General features: G+C 58.5%; 9 protein-coding genes. 4 read left to right on the plus strand and 5 right to left on the minus strand.

Annotation, left to right across the window (positions count from 1 at the left end; genetic code table 11):
• The first annotated feature begins 274 nt into the window (after positions 1–274).
• Positions 275–403 carry a hypothetical protein gene (locus JTM80_RS23110; RefSeq protein WP_255548779.1) on the plus strand — a complete coding sequence of 43 codons (129 nt, stop codon included), beginning with the start codon at positions 275–277 and terminating at the stop codon, positions 401–403.
• On the opposite strand, the gene JTM80_RS15290 is transcribed toward JTM80_RS23110, so the two are convergent.
• The 3 genes from JTM80_RS15290 to JTM80_RS15300 all read right to left on the minus strand — a co-directional run bounded on the left by JTM80_RS15290 (position 400) and on the right by JTM80_RS15300 (position 3,639).
• A complete protein-coding gene (locus tag JTM80_RS15290; RefSeq protein WP_172354573.1) occupies positions 400–1,158 on the minus strand; it encodes a PP2C family serine/threonine-protein phosphatase in 759 nt (252 codons plus the stop codon). The two genes, JTM80_RS23110 and JTM80_RS15290, sit on opposite strands and share 4 nt — an antisense overlap.
• 139 nt (positions 1,159–1,297) lie before the next feature.
• Positions 1,298–3,136 carry an AarF/ABC1/UbiB kinase family protein gene (locus tag JTM80_RS15295; protein ID WP_205371400.1) on the minus strand — a complete coding sequence of 613 codons (1,839 nt, stop codon included), beginning with the start codon at positions 3,134–3,136 and terminating at the stop codon, positions 1,298–1,300.
• 185 nt (positions 3,137–3,321) lie between these two features.
• Positions 3,322–3,639, minus strand: coding sequence for a DUF6825 family protein (locus JTM80_RS15300; protein WP_172354571.1), 318 nt, complete (start codon positions 3,637–3,639; stop codon positions 3,322–3,324).
• Positions 3,640–4,041: 402 nt separating this feature from the next.
• Between JTM80_RS15300 and JTM80_RS15305 the strand changes: the two genes are divergently transcribed.
• Positions 4,042–5,355, plus strand: a complete 1,314-nt coding sequence (locus tag JTM80_RS15305; RefSeq protein ID WP_205369743.1) for a lipid-A-disaccharide synthase — start codon at positions 4,042–4,044, stop codon at positions 5,353–5,355.
• Positions 5,356–5,475: 120 nt separating this feature from the next.
• Here JTM80_RS15305 and ftsH3 read toward each other — a convergent pair whose 3' ends face one another.
• Both ftsH3 and JTM80_RS15315 read right to left on the minus strand, forming a co-directional pair.
• Entirely contained in the window at positions 5,476–7,314 is a 1,839-nt protein-coding gene (gene ftsH3 / locus JTM80_RS15310; protein ID WP_172354567.1) for an ATP-dependent zinc metalloprotease FtsH3, read from the minus strand.
• A gap of 389 nt (positions 7,315–7,703) precedes the next feature.
• Positions 7,704–8,537 (minus strand): hypothetical protein, encoded by an 834-nt coding sequence (locus JTM80_RS15315; protein WP_205369745.1) that lies wholly within the window; start codon positions 8,535–8,537, stop codon positions 7,704–7,706.
• A 163-nt stretch (positions 8,538–8,700) separates the two neighbouring features.
• Between JTM80_RS15315 and JTM80_RS15320 the strand changes: the two genes are divergently transcribed.
• Positions 8,701–9,069 (plus strand): tetratricopeptide repeat protein, encoded by a 369-nt coding sequence (locus JTM80_RS15320; RefSeq protein ID WP_172354564.1) that lies wholly within the window; start codon positions 8,701–8,703, stop codon positions 9,067–9,069.
• Positions 9,070–9,185: 116 nt separating this feature from the next.
• Positions 9,186–14,450 carry a TylF/MycF/NovP-related O-methyltransferase gene (locus JTM80_RS15325; RefSeq protein ID WP_205369746.1) on the plus strand — a complete coding sequence of 1,755 codons (5,265 nt, stop codon included), beginning with the start codon at positions 9,186–9,188 and terminating at the stop codon, positions 14,448–14,450.
• The last annotated feature ends 2 nt before the right edge of the window (positions 14,451–14,452 follow it).

Raw genomic sequence — 14,452 nt, forward strand, 5'->3', positions numbered from 1 at the left:
CGATCCGCAATGGCTAGCGGGCGGTAAACGATGTTGCCAGTCAACTCCGCATCGAGCTGGCTACCTGCTGTCCTCGATCGAGCAGGCTACATCGTAACCTCTTTTACAGATGAACGACTGTTCATCGATTAGGGCAAAGGTCAGAATTTCGACAGCTGGTTGACCATTTTCGGTATAACCTCATCCTTGAAATCATTTGGCGTATGATTCAGCCATGACTAAGAGACATCCCAAGGCCTATCCGGGAATATCCTAGTAGTTCAATATCCCAGTAGTGGACGACACCGCCAACAACCTGCGGCCGTTGGCGGGCTACCTGATGGGCCAGGGTCATTATTGGGGTCGCCCCCTGCCGCCTTGGGAGGTCGGGCAGTGGTTTCGGGAATTCAGCGTCAAGGATTAGGGCGACGTGGTGGGAAGGTCGGACAGCGGCTGACTGTCTATCGCCACGATTATGACGGTAATGTTATCGCGTCCGCCCTTGTCCTTGGCGGCGTTGACCAGAGCTGCCGCCGCCTTGTCGCAGGCGCGAATCGACTTGAGGTGAAAGGCAATCAGGTGATCCGATAGCTCTTCTGTCAGTCCGTCGCTACAGAGCAAGAGGCGATCGCTCCCCTGCACATCAATGGGCTGCACGTCGATCTGTCGCAAGTCTTCCCGCCCCAGGCATTTGGACAAGATATGTCGCCACGGATGCACGCGGGCCTGATCTGGAGTAAGGTCGCCCACCTTCATGGCGCGAGCCACCCAGGTATGGTCTTCAGTAATTTGCTCAAGCTTGGCTCCCCGCAGGCGATAGAGCCGCGAATCCCCGATATGGGCACACCAAGGCTGACCGTTGCGAAACATCACCACAACAGCCGTTGTGCCCATGTCCGACCGTTCGGGATGCCGAGACTGATCCTGCACGATCGCCCGATTGGCGATTAAAAAAGCCCGCTCCAACAGCGTCCGCGAATCCTCGTCGGAAGTCCAGTGAGAGTCCAGATAATTCTGAATCATCTTGGTGGCAATCAGGCTTGCCTCCTGCCCGCCCGCGTGCCCCCCCATGCCGTCTGCCACGATAAAGAACCGGCCATTGGGGTCAATGTAATATGCGTCTTGATTGACGCTACGCAGCAGTCCCGGGTCGGTAATTCCGGTAAAAAGGCACTTCATAATCGAGGCAGCGGACGGAGGGGTGAGAATCGGTAGGGTAAAATGCGGACGCTCAGGGTTAGGACACTACTAATTAGGAAATTACTAAACAGATCGCCACTAATTCAGACAGCTACAGAGATAGCTTACGGAGATAGCTCTAGAACATGCGGTCGGCGCGGTCAATGCGGATCATTAGGCGCACCCAGGAAAACAGGGCGATCGCCGCCGGAATCGCCATCAGCACCGCCACCCAAATCAGGTTATTCACCAGCAGAATCGTCGCCGACAGCGTAAACGCACCCGCCAATAGCGCATAATTAGTCCCCATATTAACGTTACTCAGGCGACGCAGGACGCGATCCGTCTCCTGCGATCGCACCCTCAGCCGAATATCTCCCCGCTCCAGCCGATCGATCGTATCCTCAATGCGGCGCGGCAGCCCCAGCGCCGAACTGCTGACCTGGGCTGCCTGACGGCTGAATTCCTCCAGCAGCCCGCCTGTTTCCGAACCAGTTCCATTAGCCATAATCTGCATCGCAAAGGGTCTTGCGACCTCCATAAAATTAAATTCGGGATCAAGGCCCTTGCCCACCCCCTCCAGCGTGGAAAAAGCCCGCATCACAAACGTAAACGTTGCCGGAAAGCGGAAGGGCTGATCGTAGGCAATTTCATACAAGTCATCGCTGATGGCGCTGATGGACTGGGTTTCAAACGGTTTGTCCATAAAATTGTCCAGCATATACTGGATCGACCGCCGCACAGGCCCCATGTCCTCCGACACCGACAGCGCCCCCAGCGACACCAGCGCATCCACCACCTTATCTGCGTCCTTTTGGGCAATGCCAAAGAACGTATTCATCAGCTTTTCGCGGGTGACAGGCTGCACCTGACCCATCATGCCAAAGTCGTAGAAAATCAGCGCCCCGTCGGAGCTAACCGCAATATTGCCCGGATGCGGATCGGCATGAAAGAAGCCCTTGTCCAAAAGCTGCTGCAAATAAGCCCGCGCCCCCAGTTTTGCCAGTGTCTTGCGGTCTAGCCCAGCAGCTTCCAGCGCCTCGTAGTGGCTGATCTTGATCCCCGGCACATATTCCAGCGTCAGCACGCGGGGCGAACTGTAGCGCCAGTAAACGCGGGGCACCTTCACCCAGTCTTCATGGCGAAAATTACGCCGAAATGTGTCAGCGTTGCGCCCTTCATTAAGATAGTCAATCTCTTCCCACAGAATGCGACAGCACTCGCCGTAGATACCCAGCCAGTCGCGCCCACGCCCCCACTTGGGATGCCGCTGAAAATAGTGGGCGATGCCTTTGAGAATCTTCAGGTCAATGTCAAACAGCTTTGCCAGACCCGGCCGCTGCACCTTCACCACCACTTCCTCGCCGGAATGGAGTTGCGCCCGATGCACCTGGCCCAGACTGGCGGCGGCAATGGGAATCGGGTCAAAGCTGCGGTAGAGTTCGGGAATGCCCTTGCCCAATTCCTGCCAGATAATTTCTTCGACCTGTTCGTAGCCGAAGGCCGGCACCCGGTCTTGCAGCTTCGAGAGTTCTTCGACGTATTCCACCGGAAACAGGTCGGCGCGGGTCGAAAAAAGCTGACCCACTTTGATGAAAGTCGGCCCCAGGTCGAGCAGGGTTTCGCGAATCCAGACGGCAAGCTTGCGGCGGCGGATAGCCTGGTTTTCTTCGGTCATGCCGCCGGGATAAGTCCAGGGTTTGCTGTAGGCCCACTGCGCCGTCAGCAGTTGCAAAACAAACGTCCAAATATCCACATAGCGCCGCTGCCGCGAGTAGCTTTTGCGGTTCCAGCGGTAGGCATTGGAGGAATAGGATTTACCGCTGTCGATGGGCGAAGTCACCGTTGCGGCCTCCGAGGGGGTGAAAGGAGCGTTAGCAGAAGATTTGGAGAAGGGAGCCTGTGGAGTGTGACCAGTTGGGGCGGCCCTATGCGAGACGGGCGGTGCGGCAGATTCAGCACTCCAGTCTGGGGACATAGCATCGTTAAAACGGGCAGACACGCGACAGGCTTCTCAAAAAAACAACAGAATACCGGGCAGGAGCGCAACCTTGAAAAACCGAAAATCGGGATTAGAAAAACCAGAGCATGTCTTCTATAAAGGCACCGGGGGTAAAATCATTGGAGATAAAAGCACCAGATATCCCCAGAGGAACCACCAGGCTAGATACCAGAGCGGCTGCGGTAGCGCTGAAGCTCGGTGCGGAGTTGGGCAATTTCGGCCCGCAGATCGTCGATTAGCGCTTGCAGGTCTTCCCCGGCTCCATCCGCCGCATAGGAGCGTCCCTGACTGGCCTGGGCGGCTTCTCGATTCGCCTTTTCCAGTACCGTTTCGGTAAACTGGCGGAGGCGATCGCGCTGTTCGGCATCAAATTTGCCGGCCTCGCTGACCAGCGTAGATGCCAGGTTGCTGGCTTGCTCGGTCAGTGCTTCGGCCAGTGCCCGACCAACGAAAAATGCGTGAACCAAAGGGCTGCTCATAAAGAAAGTTTGCAGTATATCCGCAAAAATTATAACTTGCCCTGCTTTGAGAGTGCCCGGATTTGGGCGGCGAGGTGACGATTTCGGCGCAGGTTTTGTGGAAATTCGGCGCAGGGGGATGATGCGATGATGGGATGACCAGAGGAGCCTGCCTCTAGTTGAGCCTGCTTCCTGCCGGATAGCTCAGGCAAGGGCTACGAGATGTGCAACGTTCAATCTGCCCTCATCCCCCACCCCCTTCTCCCAGGTCGGGAGAAAGGGAGCAAGAGAGGCTTGAAGTTCCTTTTCTGCTCTAGGAGAGGGCTTAAAGCCTTCGGCCTACCAGAAAAGGATGAGAGGATCGGCAAAGTTGCACATCCCTTCGTGCTATGTACCCCCAGGAGTCTCATCTTTAACCCGCCTATGCCTCTAGACCTCCTTATCCTCTCCAACGGCCCTGGTGAACTGGCGACCTGGGTTCGGCCGGTGCTGCGGGCGCTGCGGGCAAAGCTGGGGCAAGATCGTTCACGGGTGCGGATTTCGCTCGTGCTGTCGCCCTGTCCGAATGCAACCGGGCGGGAGGTGGCGATCGCCCAGCGCTATCCCGAACTCGACCGCATTCAGGCGGCGGCCCATTTCTTCCCGTTCTTGCTGTGGGGCAGGACAGCAGAAGGCTGGGACTGGGGCGATCGCGGCGTGGTCCTGTTTCTCGGCGGCGACCAGTTTTATCCGGTGATCATCGGCAAGCGGCTGGGCTATCGCACGGTGCTGTATGGCGAGTGGGAAACCCGTTGGCACGGCTGGATTGACCGCTTTGCCGTGATGAATGCAGATTTGGTCAGCCGCGCCCCCGCGCAATATGTCCACAAGTTCACCGTTATCGGCGACCTGATGGCGGATGTAGATTCGGGAATGAACCTGAGCGGGGATTCCGCTGCTTCAGCGCTTTTACCCGACGTTCCAGCGTTGCCAGGTGCGGATAGGCCGCTGGTGGGGCTGCTGCCCGGTTCCAAGCCCGCCAAGCTGGCTCAGGGGGTGCCGCTGGGTCTAGCGATCGCCCAGCAGATCCATGCCGCCCGCCCCGATGTGCAGTTTGTCATTCCGGTTGCGCCGACGCTGGACTTGGACACGCTGGCCCGATTTGCTGATCCAGCGCAAAATGCGATCGCCCACTACTTTGGCGCAGTTTCGGCCCGCCTGCTGCCTGCGGCCGACCCCAGCGGCCCCTTTCCGGCCCATTGCCCCAGTCTGAAAACCGAGAGCGGTCTGCAAATCAGTCTGTGGACCCCGTTTCCGGCCTATGACCTGCTGCAACGATGCCAGCTTTGCCTGACGACGGTGGGGGCAAATACGGCGGAACTGGGAGCGCTGGCGGTGCCCATGATTGTGTTTTTGCCAACGCAGCAGCTTGACGCAATGCGAGCCTGGGATGGCATTCCGGGGCTTTTGGCCAACTTGCCGGGGGTGGGCGGGGCGATCGCCAAACTGATCAATGGGTGGTTTCTCCGCAAGTCTCGCCTGCTGGCCTGGCCCAACATTTGGGCAGGGGAGGCGATCGTGCCGGAACTGGTAGGCAACCTGAAGCCGGAGGATATTTCGACCTTGGCGCTAGACTGGCTGGAGCATCCCGAAACGCGAGATGCTGTGCGCGATCGCCTACGCCGAGTGCGGGGAAAGCCCGGAGCCGCCGAAAAGCTGGCTGAAATTGTGGCGGCGGAGCTAGGAATCCAGGAATAGGGCGGTTTCAGGGTCAGGATTTTGCTTGGCAAAATGACTCCTAATTCATGAGCCACGACAAAAGGCGCACCCCCAGCAGGAATGCGCCTTCTTTGGGTTTGAACGGTGGGTTAGGCGAAACTAGGCGATCGCCGCCATCTTCACATCGCTGTTAGCCAGTAGCTCCTGAAACTCTTCAGAGTCTACCGTTTCGCGCTCAATCAGCATTTGGGCAAGCTGATCAAGGACTGCGCGGTTTTCCATCAGCACGGTTTTGGCGCGGCGATAGGCCTGATCCACCAGGTTGCGAACTTCGTCATCTACCGCAGCGGCTGTCTCCTCCGAAAAGTCGCGCTCGGCCATGATGTCGCGTCCCAGGAACATGCCGCCTTGGGAACGACCCAGCGCCACTGGCCCGAGGCGATCGCTCATGCCAAAGCGAGTCACCATCTGACGCGCCACCCGCGCCACCTGTTGCAGGTCATTGGAAGCGCCCGTAGTCACTTCCTCTTCACCAAAGATGATTTCCTCGGCGACGCGCCCCCCCAGGGCAACGGCCATCTGGTTTTGCAGATAGGAGCGAGAATATAAGCCCGAATCCATCCGCTCTTCGCTGGGCGTGAACCAGGTCAGACCCCCTGCGCGGCCGCGAGGAATGATACTGATTTTCTGCACCGGGTCATAGTCGGGCATCAGCGCACCCACTAGGGCATGTCCGGCTTCGTGATAGGCCACCAGCGACTTGCGCTTTTCGCTCATCACGCGGTCTTTCTTTTCGGGGCCAGCCAGCACGCGGTCGATGGCATCGTTCACCTCGTCCATCGACACTTCTGTCAGGTTGCGACGAGCCGCGAGAATCGCAGCTTCGTTCAGCAGGTTTGCCAGATCCGCCCCCGTAAAGCCAGGAGTCCGACGAGCAATTTTCTCCAGATCCACATCCTTCGACAGGGTTTTGCCGCGAGCGTGGACATTGAGGATTTCCAAGCGACCCGCGTAGTCGGGACGATCCACCACCACCTGACGGTCAAAGCGGCCGGGACGCAGCAGCGCCGCATCCAGAACGTCGGGACGGTTCGTGGCTGCGATGATGATGATGCCCGTATTGCCCTCAAAGCCATCCATCTCCGTGAGCAACTGGTTCAGCGTCTGCTCGCGCTCGTCGTTGCCGCCGCCGAGTCCAGCACCGCGCTGACGGCCAACAGCATCAATCTCATCAATGAACACGATGCAGGGGGCATTGGACTTGGCCTGCTCAAACAGGTCGCGGACGCGAGACGCACCCACACCCACGAACATTTCCACAAACTCGGAACCAGAGATAGAGAAGAAAGGTACCCCTGCTTCACCCGCAACGGCACGAGCCAGCAGCGTTTTGCCGGTTCCTGGCGGGCCTACCAGCAGCACGCCCTTAGGGATCTTGGCCCCCACCGCCGTAAAGCGGTCAGCATTTTTCAGGAAGTCCACCACCTCTGCGAGTTCCAGCTTGGCCTGCTCAATGCCCGCCACGTCGCCAAAGGTCACTTGAGTCTGCGGCTCCATCTGGACGCGGGCGCGGGACTTGCCAAAGTTCATGGCCTGACTGCCGGGGCCGTTTTGGGCGCGGCGCAGCACGAAAAACAGCACCGCCAGCAGCAAGAAGGGAATCAGCAGTGTGCTGAGGACACGAGCCACAACGCCATCATCCGAGGGCGGCGTGACCAGGATATCCACCTTGTTCTCGGTCAGGATATCCAGCAGCGCCGGGTCGTTTGGCAGGTTGACGATCGCCTTTTCGCCGTCTTCCTGGGTGACGCGGGCGCGAGAGCGATCGGCGCTGATTTCGACGCGCTTCACGTTCTGCTGCTGCACTTCCTGAATAAACTGGCTGTAGCGCCAGGTTTCAATATCTTGGGGCTGTCTGTCCAGCAGCGCCGTAGCCAGGAAAATGACGACGACGACAAGAAGGGCATACAGTCCTGCATTTCTCCACCGCTTGTTCACTGAGGCTATTCCTCCGAATGTGTTGTGTGGCGGGCTTGCGGGCCGCGCAACGGAACGTCTTTGTTAACTAATATTAACTCAATTTCATAAATGAGCGTGAAGCGGGCCGCTTTCCCGGTTCAGCGCTTGGCTCAACCCGTCCTGAGCCTCGACAGATCGACTCACCCGGTTGACTCAGCAGATTGACTCAATTGAAGGACGAGTGAGGGGCAAGATCGCCCGTCGTCACTCCCTTTTCATTTCGACCCATCCTATTCCTCGGATTATAGACCGTTGCTCAATGCCGTTGCCTGATCGCGGGTTGATCACGGCTTGGCAAGGGATTAATCAGGGGTTGCTTAGGGATTAATCAGGGGTTGCTTAGGGGTTAATCAGGGGTTAATCAGGGGTTAATCACTGGGGGGCGGCTTGATTTGAAACGTGCCGTCGGGCTGGGGAACCACATCGCCTCCCAAGGCTTTGATGCGGTCGGCGGCAGTGCTGCGGGTGCGGCGGTCGGGGGCGTTTGTCAGCACCATCATCCAGGCCGCAAACTGGGCGTAGCTGCTGTCGGGGTTGTTGGCTAGAAACGTCGCCGTCTGGCGCGAGAGGCTGGCGACCGACTGCCCCTCTGGCTGGCCAGACGCTTCTGCCCAATCCGCAGCCGTTTCAAACGACTGGCGAGCCGCCGCCGCATCGCCCAAAAACAGCAGTTCGTCGATGGCCTTGGTGCGCCAGATGTAGTGGGAATCGGGCGGCAGCGTTGGCGACAGATGTTTCAGTCCTTCGTTGGTGAGGGCGATCGCCCGCTGGGGATCGCCCGCATACATGGCAGTGCTGGTAGACAGAAACGTGTAAGCGCTCAAAAACCGCGGATCGCGGCGGAGGATCACGTCGAAATACTCTGGGCTAAGGGTGTAGTCGGTGCGCGATCGCACGGGTTCGTCGCCGAAATACTGCAAAAAGTTCAGAAACGTCCAGCTTGCAATCAGATTGTCAAACCCTAAAGAAGGTGCTTGCTCCAGGACATTGAGCCGCACCCGCTCTGACTCCAGATCGCGCTGAATTTCTTGCAGGCTGGCCGTCTGGCTGCGTGTTTGGATTTGCCGAAGCTGGGGAACCTGAAGCAGGGCGATCGCCCCCAAACATCCCGCCACCCCCAGCACCGCCAGCCCCAGCTTCCCCCATTCCCGCGCCGCCGTCTCCCGGTCGCCGTTCTCTAATGTTTGATCTGCAAAGACCATCCCATCCTCTCCCATCGCAATCCTCCCAATGACTTCAGTCCCACCCTTCTCACCCCTCAACACCCGGACACTCTCACCATTCCCTGATCTTTCCGCCTGTAAACCTGGGAACGCTAAAGTTATCCACATTCAATCTTCATAATATTGAAGAATCCAGACCGCTATGTTGGCGAAACCACGGTTGCAACGCACCTTTATCTTAGTTTCGGGGCTTTGTTTTGCAGGGTCGATGGTGATGGGGCTGGTGCCGCTCTATGCCGGGCAGAATCAGCAAACCGGGCAGCCCGTCGCCTCCATCGAGCAGCCCTCTGAACAGGATCTTTTACGCGAAGAAGAAAAAGGCTTTGCGCTAGTGTTGCAGCGAGAGCCGGAGAACCAAACGGCTCTGGAGGGGTTAGCCAATGCCCGGATGCAGCTTAAAGATTATGCTGGGGCGATCGCCCCTCTGGAAAAACTGGTGTCGCTCTATCCTGAGCGAGCGGACTATCAGCAATCTCTGGAAGAAGCCCGTCAGAAGCAACGCCAGCCATAGACGCGGATAGTTAGAAATATCCAGAGATATTCCAGAGATATTTCAGCGATATTCAGACCCATCCTCTATCCCAACTTGCCTTGCCCCAATTTGCCCCTTTCCAAAACTCTAAAGGTATGTCTCAACATCTCTTGCTCTACACAGATGACTTTGGCAGCGGCGGCGTTGCCCAGTACAACCATGAAGTTGTTTTGGGGCTGCGTGCCCAAGACTATCGGGTAACGCTGGTGCAAACTCAAGTGGACACGGTGCAAACGCAAGCACAAGCAAGGGCAGGGGTCGTCCATGAATGGTTAGACTACAACACGATCTCGGAGGTGCAGCGCACGCTCGACGATACGGCAAGCCCAGATCGCATTTTCCATCGGGTGCGTCCGGACTTTATTCTGTTCAGCGATTCACATCCGCTCTCGAACTTCGCAGCCAAGCAAGTGGCGATTCAGCAGGGTATCCCTTACGCCATTGTGATTGGATACGTTGCGCCTGATCTGGCAGAGCGGTTTGGCGATCGCCTCGATGCCCTGTCAGAGCAGTATCACCACGCCAGAGAAGTGATTCTCGTCTCTCAGGAAAACCTCCAGCTTCTCCGACAGCATTTCCGTCTGCCAGAAAACAAGGGGCGCGTCATCCTCTATGGGCGGCCGGCTGAGTTTTTTGAGCCGAGAAATGCAGAAACCCGGCAGCGGCTACGGGCAGAACTGGGCATCAAAGACGACCAAATATTGTGCTTTTCTGTGGCTCAAATCGTCGCTCGAAAAGGCTTCCAGCTTCAGCTAGGGGCGATCGCCCAGTTGCGTCATCTGCCCGTCTGGTCGTCGTTGCAGTTTGCCTGGGCAGGCAGCGGCGATCCGGCACTGACTGCACAGTACGAAAAAGAAATTGCCGAAATGGGCGCGAGCGATCGCGTTCACCTGCTGGGTCGGCGGTGGGATATCCAGGATTGGTATGACGCGGCAGATATGTTTCTCCTGCCCTCCTGGCGCGAAGGGATGCCCCTGGCCATCATGGAAGCCATGGCCAAAGGCCTGCCCGTCGCTGCGTCGGCGGTGAGCGGCATTCCAGAAGAACTGGGGGAAACGGGCAAACTGCTCAGCGACCCCAATCAAAATCCTGTGCAAACGATTGCAGACTTGGTAGACATTATCCAAACCTGGGCCCTGCACCCGGAGCAGCGTCGTGCGGCTGGCGAGGGCTGCCGTCAGCGGGCTATCAATCTGTTTCAGCAGCACCGAATGCTGGACGAAACGATTAGTTTGCTTGCAGACCTAATGCTTCCAGCGGGGGACTATGTTTCACCGGGGCTGGCGCTGGTTCGTCCAGACCACGCCTTCCCCAACAAGATTGTGGGCAACTGTGAGGACTGCGGCTGGCCCTACTTGCGTCGCGAGGTTCCCCACAACTGGTACGTGGATCGGCGGCATCCGGTGGTCGGCTTCCTGAGTCGCGACGAGGCGCATATCCTATACAACACGGCGCTCCAGTTTCGAGGACAGCGGGCCCTGGAGATTGGCTGCTGGATGGGCTGGTCGGCCTGCCACTTGGCGCTGGCGGGCGTTGAGCTAGACGTGGTTGACCCGCTGCTGGAGCGGCCTGAGTTTTTTGACAGCGTGAGTCAGTCGCTGATGGCGGCCGGGGTGCGCGATCGCGTTGCGCTCTATCCTGGCTTTAGCCCCGGTGCAGTGCAGGCTCTAGCAGCGCAGGAGCAGCGTCGATGGTCTCTTATTTTTATCGACGGCAACCACGAAGCGCCCGGGCCCCTGGAGGATGCGATCGCCTGTGAGTTGCTGGCCACAGAGGATGCCCTCATCATTTTCCACGACCTGTCTTCGCCCGATGTGGCCCAGGGGCTAGACTATCTGCGCGATCGGGGTTGGAATACGCTCGTTTATCAGACCATGCAAATTATGGGTGTGGCGTGGCGCGGGAATATCAAACCCATCCACCATACCCCAGACCCGACGGTGTCCTGGACGCTGCCTGCCCACCTGAAGCACTACACCGTTAGCGGCTGGCAGGAAACTGCACCCACTGCTCATACGGCACTTCATGCGCTAATCCAAATGGCAGAGCAGGTAGAAGCGCTGCCGCCTCTGGCAGAGCCAATCTCCCAGGAAACTGCGCGGGCGATCGCCACGGCTCTGCGCGAAGGACAGGCCGCCTACGTTGCGGGAAACTGGGACACTGCGCTGGACTGTTGCCATCGCGCCATCGAGCCGGGTGCGGGCGCGGCCTCCGCCCATGCCATCCTCAGCAACCTCTACGGCCAACGCGCCCAGCTTCAAGCCAGCGTCCAGCACTTTGCCTGGGCCAATACGGCCCACACCACGCTTGGCAAAGCCTCCTATGCAGAGTTCCAGGAACTCGTTCAGGTGGTTCGTCCCTACACGCTCCTGTCGGAAGAGCGCCTGTTCTCGCTTTACGCCTTGACCCGGCAGATTTGCCTCGAAGATTTTCCAGGAAACATTGTGGAGTGCGGCACGTTTAAGGGGGGAGCCGCTGCGCTGATTGCCGCAGTCGTCAAGCGCTATAGCCAGCGATCGCGCAAACTCTATGCCTGCGACACCTTTGAGGGAATGCCCGATCCGGTAGAAGTAGACAAGCACAACGGCGTTCCGGCGAATGACACGGATTGGGGTGCGGGCACGCTCAAGGCCCCGATCGAAGAAAACCTGGCCGTCGTCTGTCAAGCCCTGGACGTGCAGGACATCGTAGTTCCTGTAAAAGGGCTATTCCAGGACACCCTGCCCGAATACCGCGCTGAAATGGGCGATATTGCACTGCTTCACGCGGACGGCGACTGGTATGAATCGACCCTCGCCATTTTCAACCTGCTATACCACCAGGTGATTCCGGGCGGCGCGGTGCAAATTGATGACTACGGGTTCTGGGAGGGCTGTCGGCAGGCAATTCATGAGTTTGAGCGGCAGCAGCGCTCTAGCTTTGCGCTCCGGCGGATTGACTCCACGGGCGTTTGGTTCCGCAAATCAGACGCGATCGCCCCCGCGCAGGACTATGGGCAGTTGCTTTGTCAGTTGGGCACGCTGGCATACCAGTTGGGCGATCGCCCGCTGGCGACTGCGGCGACTGCGGCCGCCCTGCGGCTCGTCCCCAACCTGCTCACTGCGGAACTGATCCAGCAGCAGCTTCAGCAATCTCAGGGGTCTGCCCTGCAACAGGTGCAGTCGGCGATCGCCCGCTATCAGTCTGCGGGATCGGCGGCAGACCGTCTCTCTGCTCTGGAACGGCTCCGTCAGCACCGTCACCAACTGATTGAGCAGTTGCTTAATATCGCACCGGAGAACCTGGAAACCGCCTTTGCGGGCGAGTTGGGACAGGCGCATCGCCTCATCTTGGATTCTGGGATTCGGCTGGAACCCCTCACAGAAACCGACGAGGCGATCGCCCTCCAGCTCATTGCCACTCTTTCGGAGGGATGGGCACGCCAGACATCCGCACTGCTGGCAGCGATGCTGTATTGCTATCCCCACCATCTCCCCGATGGATTCGACCCGACCCTTGTGCCATCGTCTCTGCTAGCAGACATAGTGCGGTATCTCTGTGCGCCGCCCACGATGTTTATGGAACTGGGCGAGGCTGATGAGTATGCCAAATACCTGGAGCGATGGGTGGACAGACTCTACGAACAGGTTCAAAACGACCCCACCGACTTCCTCTGGCAAAAGGTTGCTCAGGTCACACTGCAAACCCTCGATCTCACACCGCTTTACCTGACGCGGCGATCGCTCAAATCTCTCTGCCAGAAGCGTTCAGCGCTGATTGCCCAAGCGCTCACTGCTGAAGGAGCCGCGTTAGATTACGACTTCCCGGTTGCCCCAGAGCCGCGGCAGAAGCTCCGGCTGGGGATTCTGTCTCCTGGTTTTATTCCCCAAACCAAGACGGCTGCAACGCTTCCTGTTTTCCGCGACCTCAATCGCGACCAGTTTGAAGTCATTCTCTTTTCTCTCACCTCCTACGAACACCCCGCTGCCCAATACTGTCTGCAATATGCCGACCGAGCGGTGCAGCTCCCTGGGCGACTGGCTGAACAAGTTGACACCCTGCGGCAAGCGGAATTAGACATCCTCTGGATTGCGACCAATACTGCGGCTGTGACGGATGCTGTCACCCTCCTGGCATCCCATCGGCTGGCGCGGGTGCAGGTGTGTGGCATGAACTCGCCCATCTCCAGCGGGATTGCCCAAATCGACTACTGGCTCACCAGCCGCCTAGCGGGGTCGGCGGATCAGGCGCAGCGCCACTTTACAGAACACCTGCTGCCTCTACAAGCCGCCGGCCAGTGCTTTGACCTTGCGGTGGAGGGATCTGACCCGCCGACCGAATCCGTAGATCGCGCCATGCTGGGCATTGCGGACAATGAGGTGGTGTTTGTATCTGGCGCGAGTTTTTACAAAATCTCGCCCGAACTGGAAGCAGCCTGGGCGGAAATTCTGGCCAGTGTTCCGGGGTCTCGGTTGCTGATTTACCCGTTTAATCCAAACTACTCAAACCAGTACCCACTGGCGGCGTTTCAGCGACGATTGTCGAAACAACTGACCGCCAGAAACGTAGAAGGCGATCGCCTCTTGATCTTGGGGCCCACCCCCAGCCGAGCCAACCTGCAAGCGCGAGTGCAGCTAGCCGATGTGTATCTCGACTCGTTCCCGATGTCTGGCCTATCGTCGCTGCTTGATCCGCTGATGGTCAGCGTTCCAACGCTGGTGATGGAACAAGATACGCCCGTTTCCCTGGGTCGGGGTGCAGCGTTCTTGCGAGAGTTGGCACTGCCAGAGCTAATCGCCACGACAGTTGAAGAATATGTCACGCGGGCGATCGCCCTAGGCACTGATGCCCAGCTTCGGAAAAACCTGGGCGATCGCCTCCGGGCCGCCATGCAGCATCCGCCCAGCTTCCTCGACAGCAAGCGCTACGGACAGCAGCTTAGCCAGGTGTTTTGGGACTTGTATCACACCCATCAGCATCGGCAGCTCGTTGAAAGCCTGCACCTGCGCGATCGCAATTTGATCGCCCTACCCGACTGGCAGCAGCCCGAAGACGTGCTGTTTGCCGAACTAGCGGACCTGCTGCGAACCGTGATCACCGCTCCCGGCGGCGAAGAAACCACGCTGCTGGTAGACATGGGCGATTTGGACGCGCAGGAAGCGGACTTTGCCCTGTCTAGCGTGACGCTGCACCTGATGGAGGAAGAGGAACTGGAACTGGGAGAAGACGCGCCAGAGATTACCCTGTTGCCGCCGCTGCCTGCCGACCAGTGGACGCTGCTGCGCCCGCGCCTGACCGCCCGCATTGACCTGCCCCACAACAACACTGCGGCGATCGCCCGCGCTGCCCTCGACACCTTACCCACGCAATCGGTAGGCTAGCC

This window comes from Thermoleptolyngbya sp. PKUAC-SCTB121 (assembly GCF_016919485.1).
GTDB classification, from domain to species: domain Bacteria; phylum Cyanobacteriota; class Cyanobacteriia; order Elainellales; family Elainellaceae; genus Thermoleptolyngbya; species Thermoleptolyngbya sichuanensis.

What these genes read in the sequence shown, in the direction of transcription:
- JTM80_RS15290 (WP_172354573.1), bottom strand. Translation starts at nt 1,158, where the DNA reads ATGAAGTGCCTTTTTACCGGAATTACCGACCCGGGACTGCTGCGTAGC.
- JTM80_RS15295 (WP_205371400.1), bottom strand. Translation starts at nt 3,136, where the DNA reads ATGTCCCCAGACTGGAGTGCTGAATCTGCCGCACCGCCCGTCTCGCAT.
- JTM80_RS15300 (WP_172354571.1), bottom strand. Translation starts at nt 3,639, where the DNA reads ATGAGCAGCCCTTTGGTTCACGCATTTTTCGTTGGTCGGGCACTGGCC.
- JTM80_RS15305 (WP_205369743.1), top strand. Translation starts at nt 4,042, where the DNA reads ATGCCTCTAGACCTCCTTATCCTCTCCAACGGCCCTGGTGAACTGGCG.
- JTM80_RS15315 (WP_205369745.1), bottom strand. Translation starts at nt 8,537, where the DNA reads ATGGTCTTTGCAGATCAAACATTAGAGAACGGCGACCGGGAGACGGCG.
- JTM80_RS15320 (WP_172354564.1), top strand. Translation starts at nt 8,701, where the DNA reads ATGTTGGCGAAACCACGGTTGCAACGCACCTTTATCTTAGTTTCGGGG.
- JTM80_RS15325 (WP_205369746.1), top strand. Translation starts at nt 9,186, where the DNA reads ATGTCTCAACATCTCTTGCTCTACACAGATGACTTTGGCAGCGGCGGC.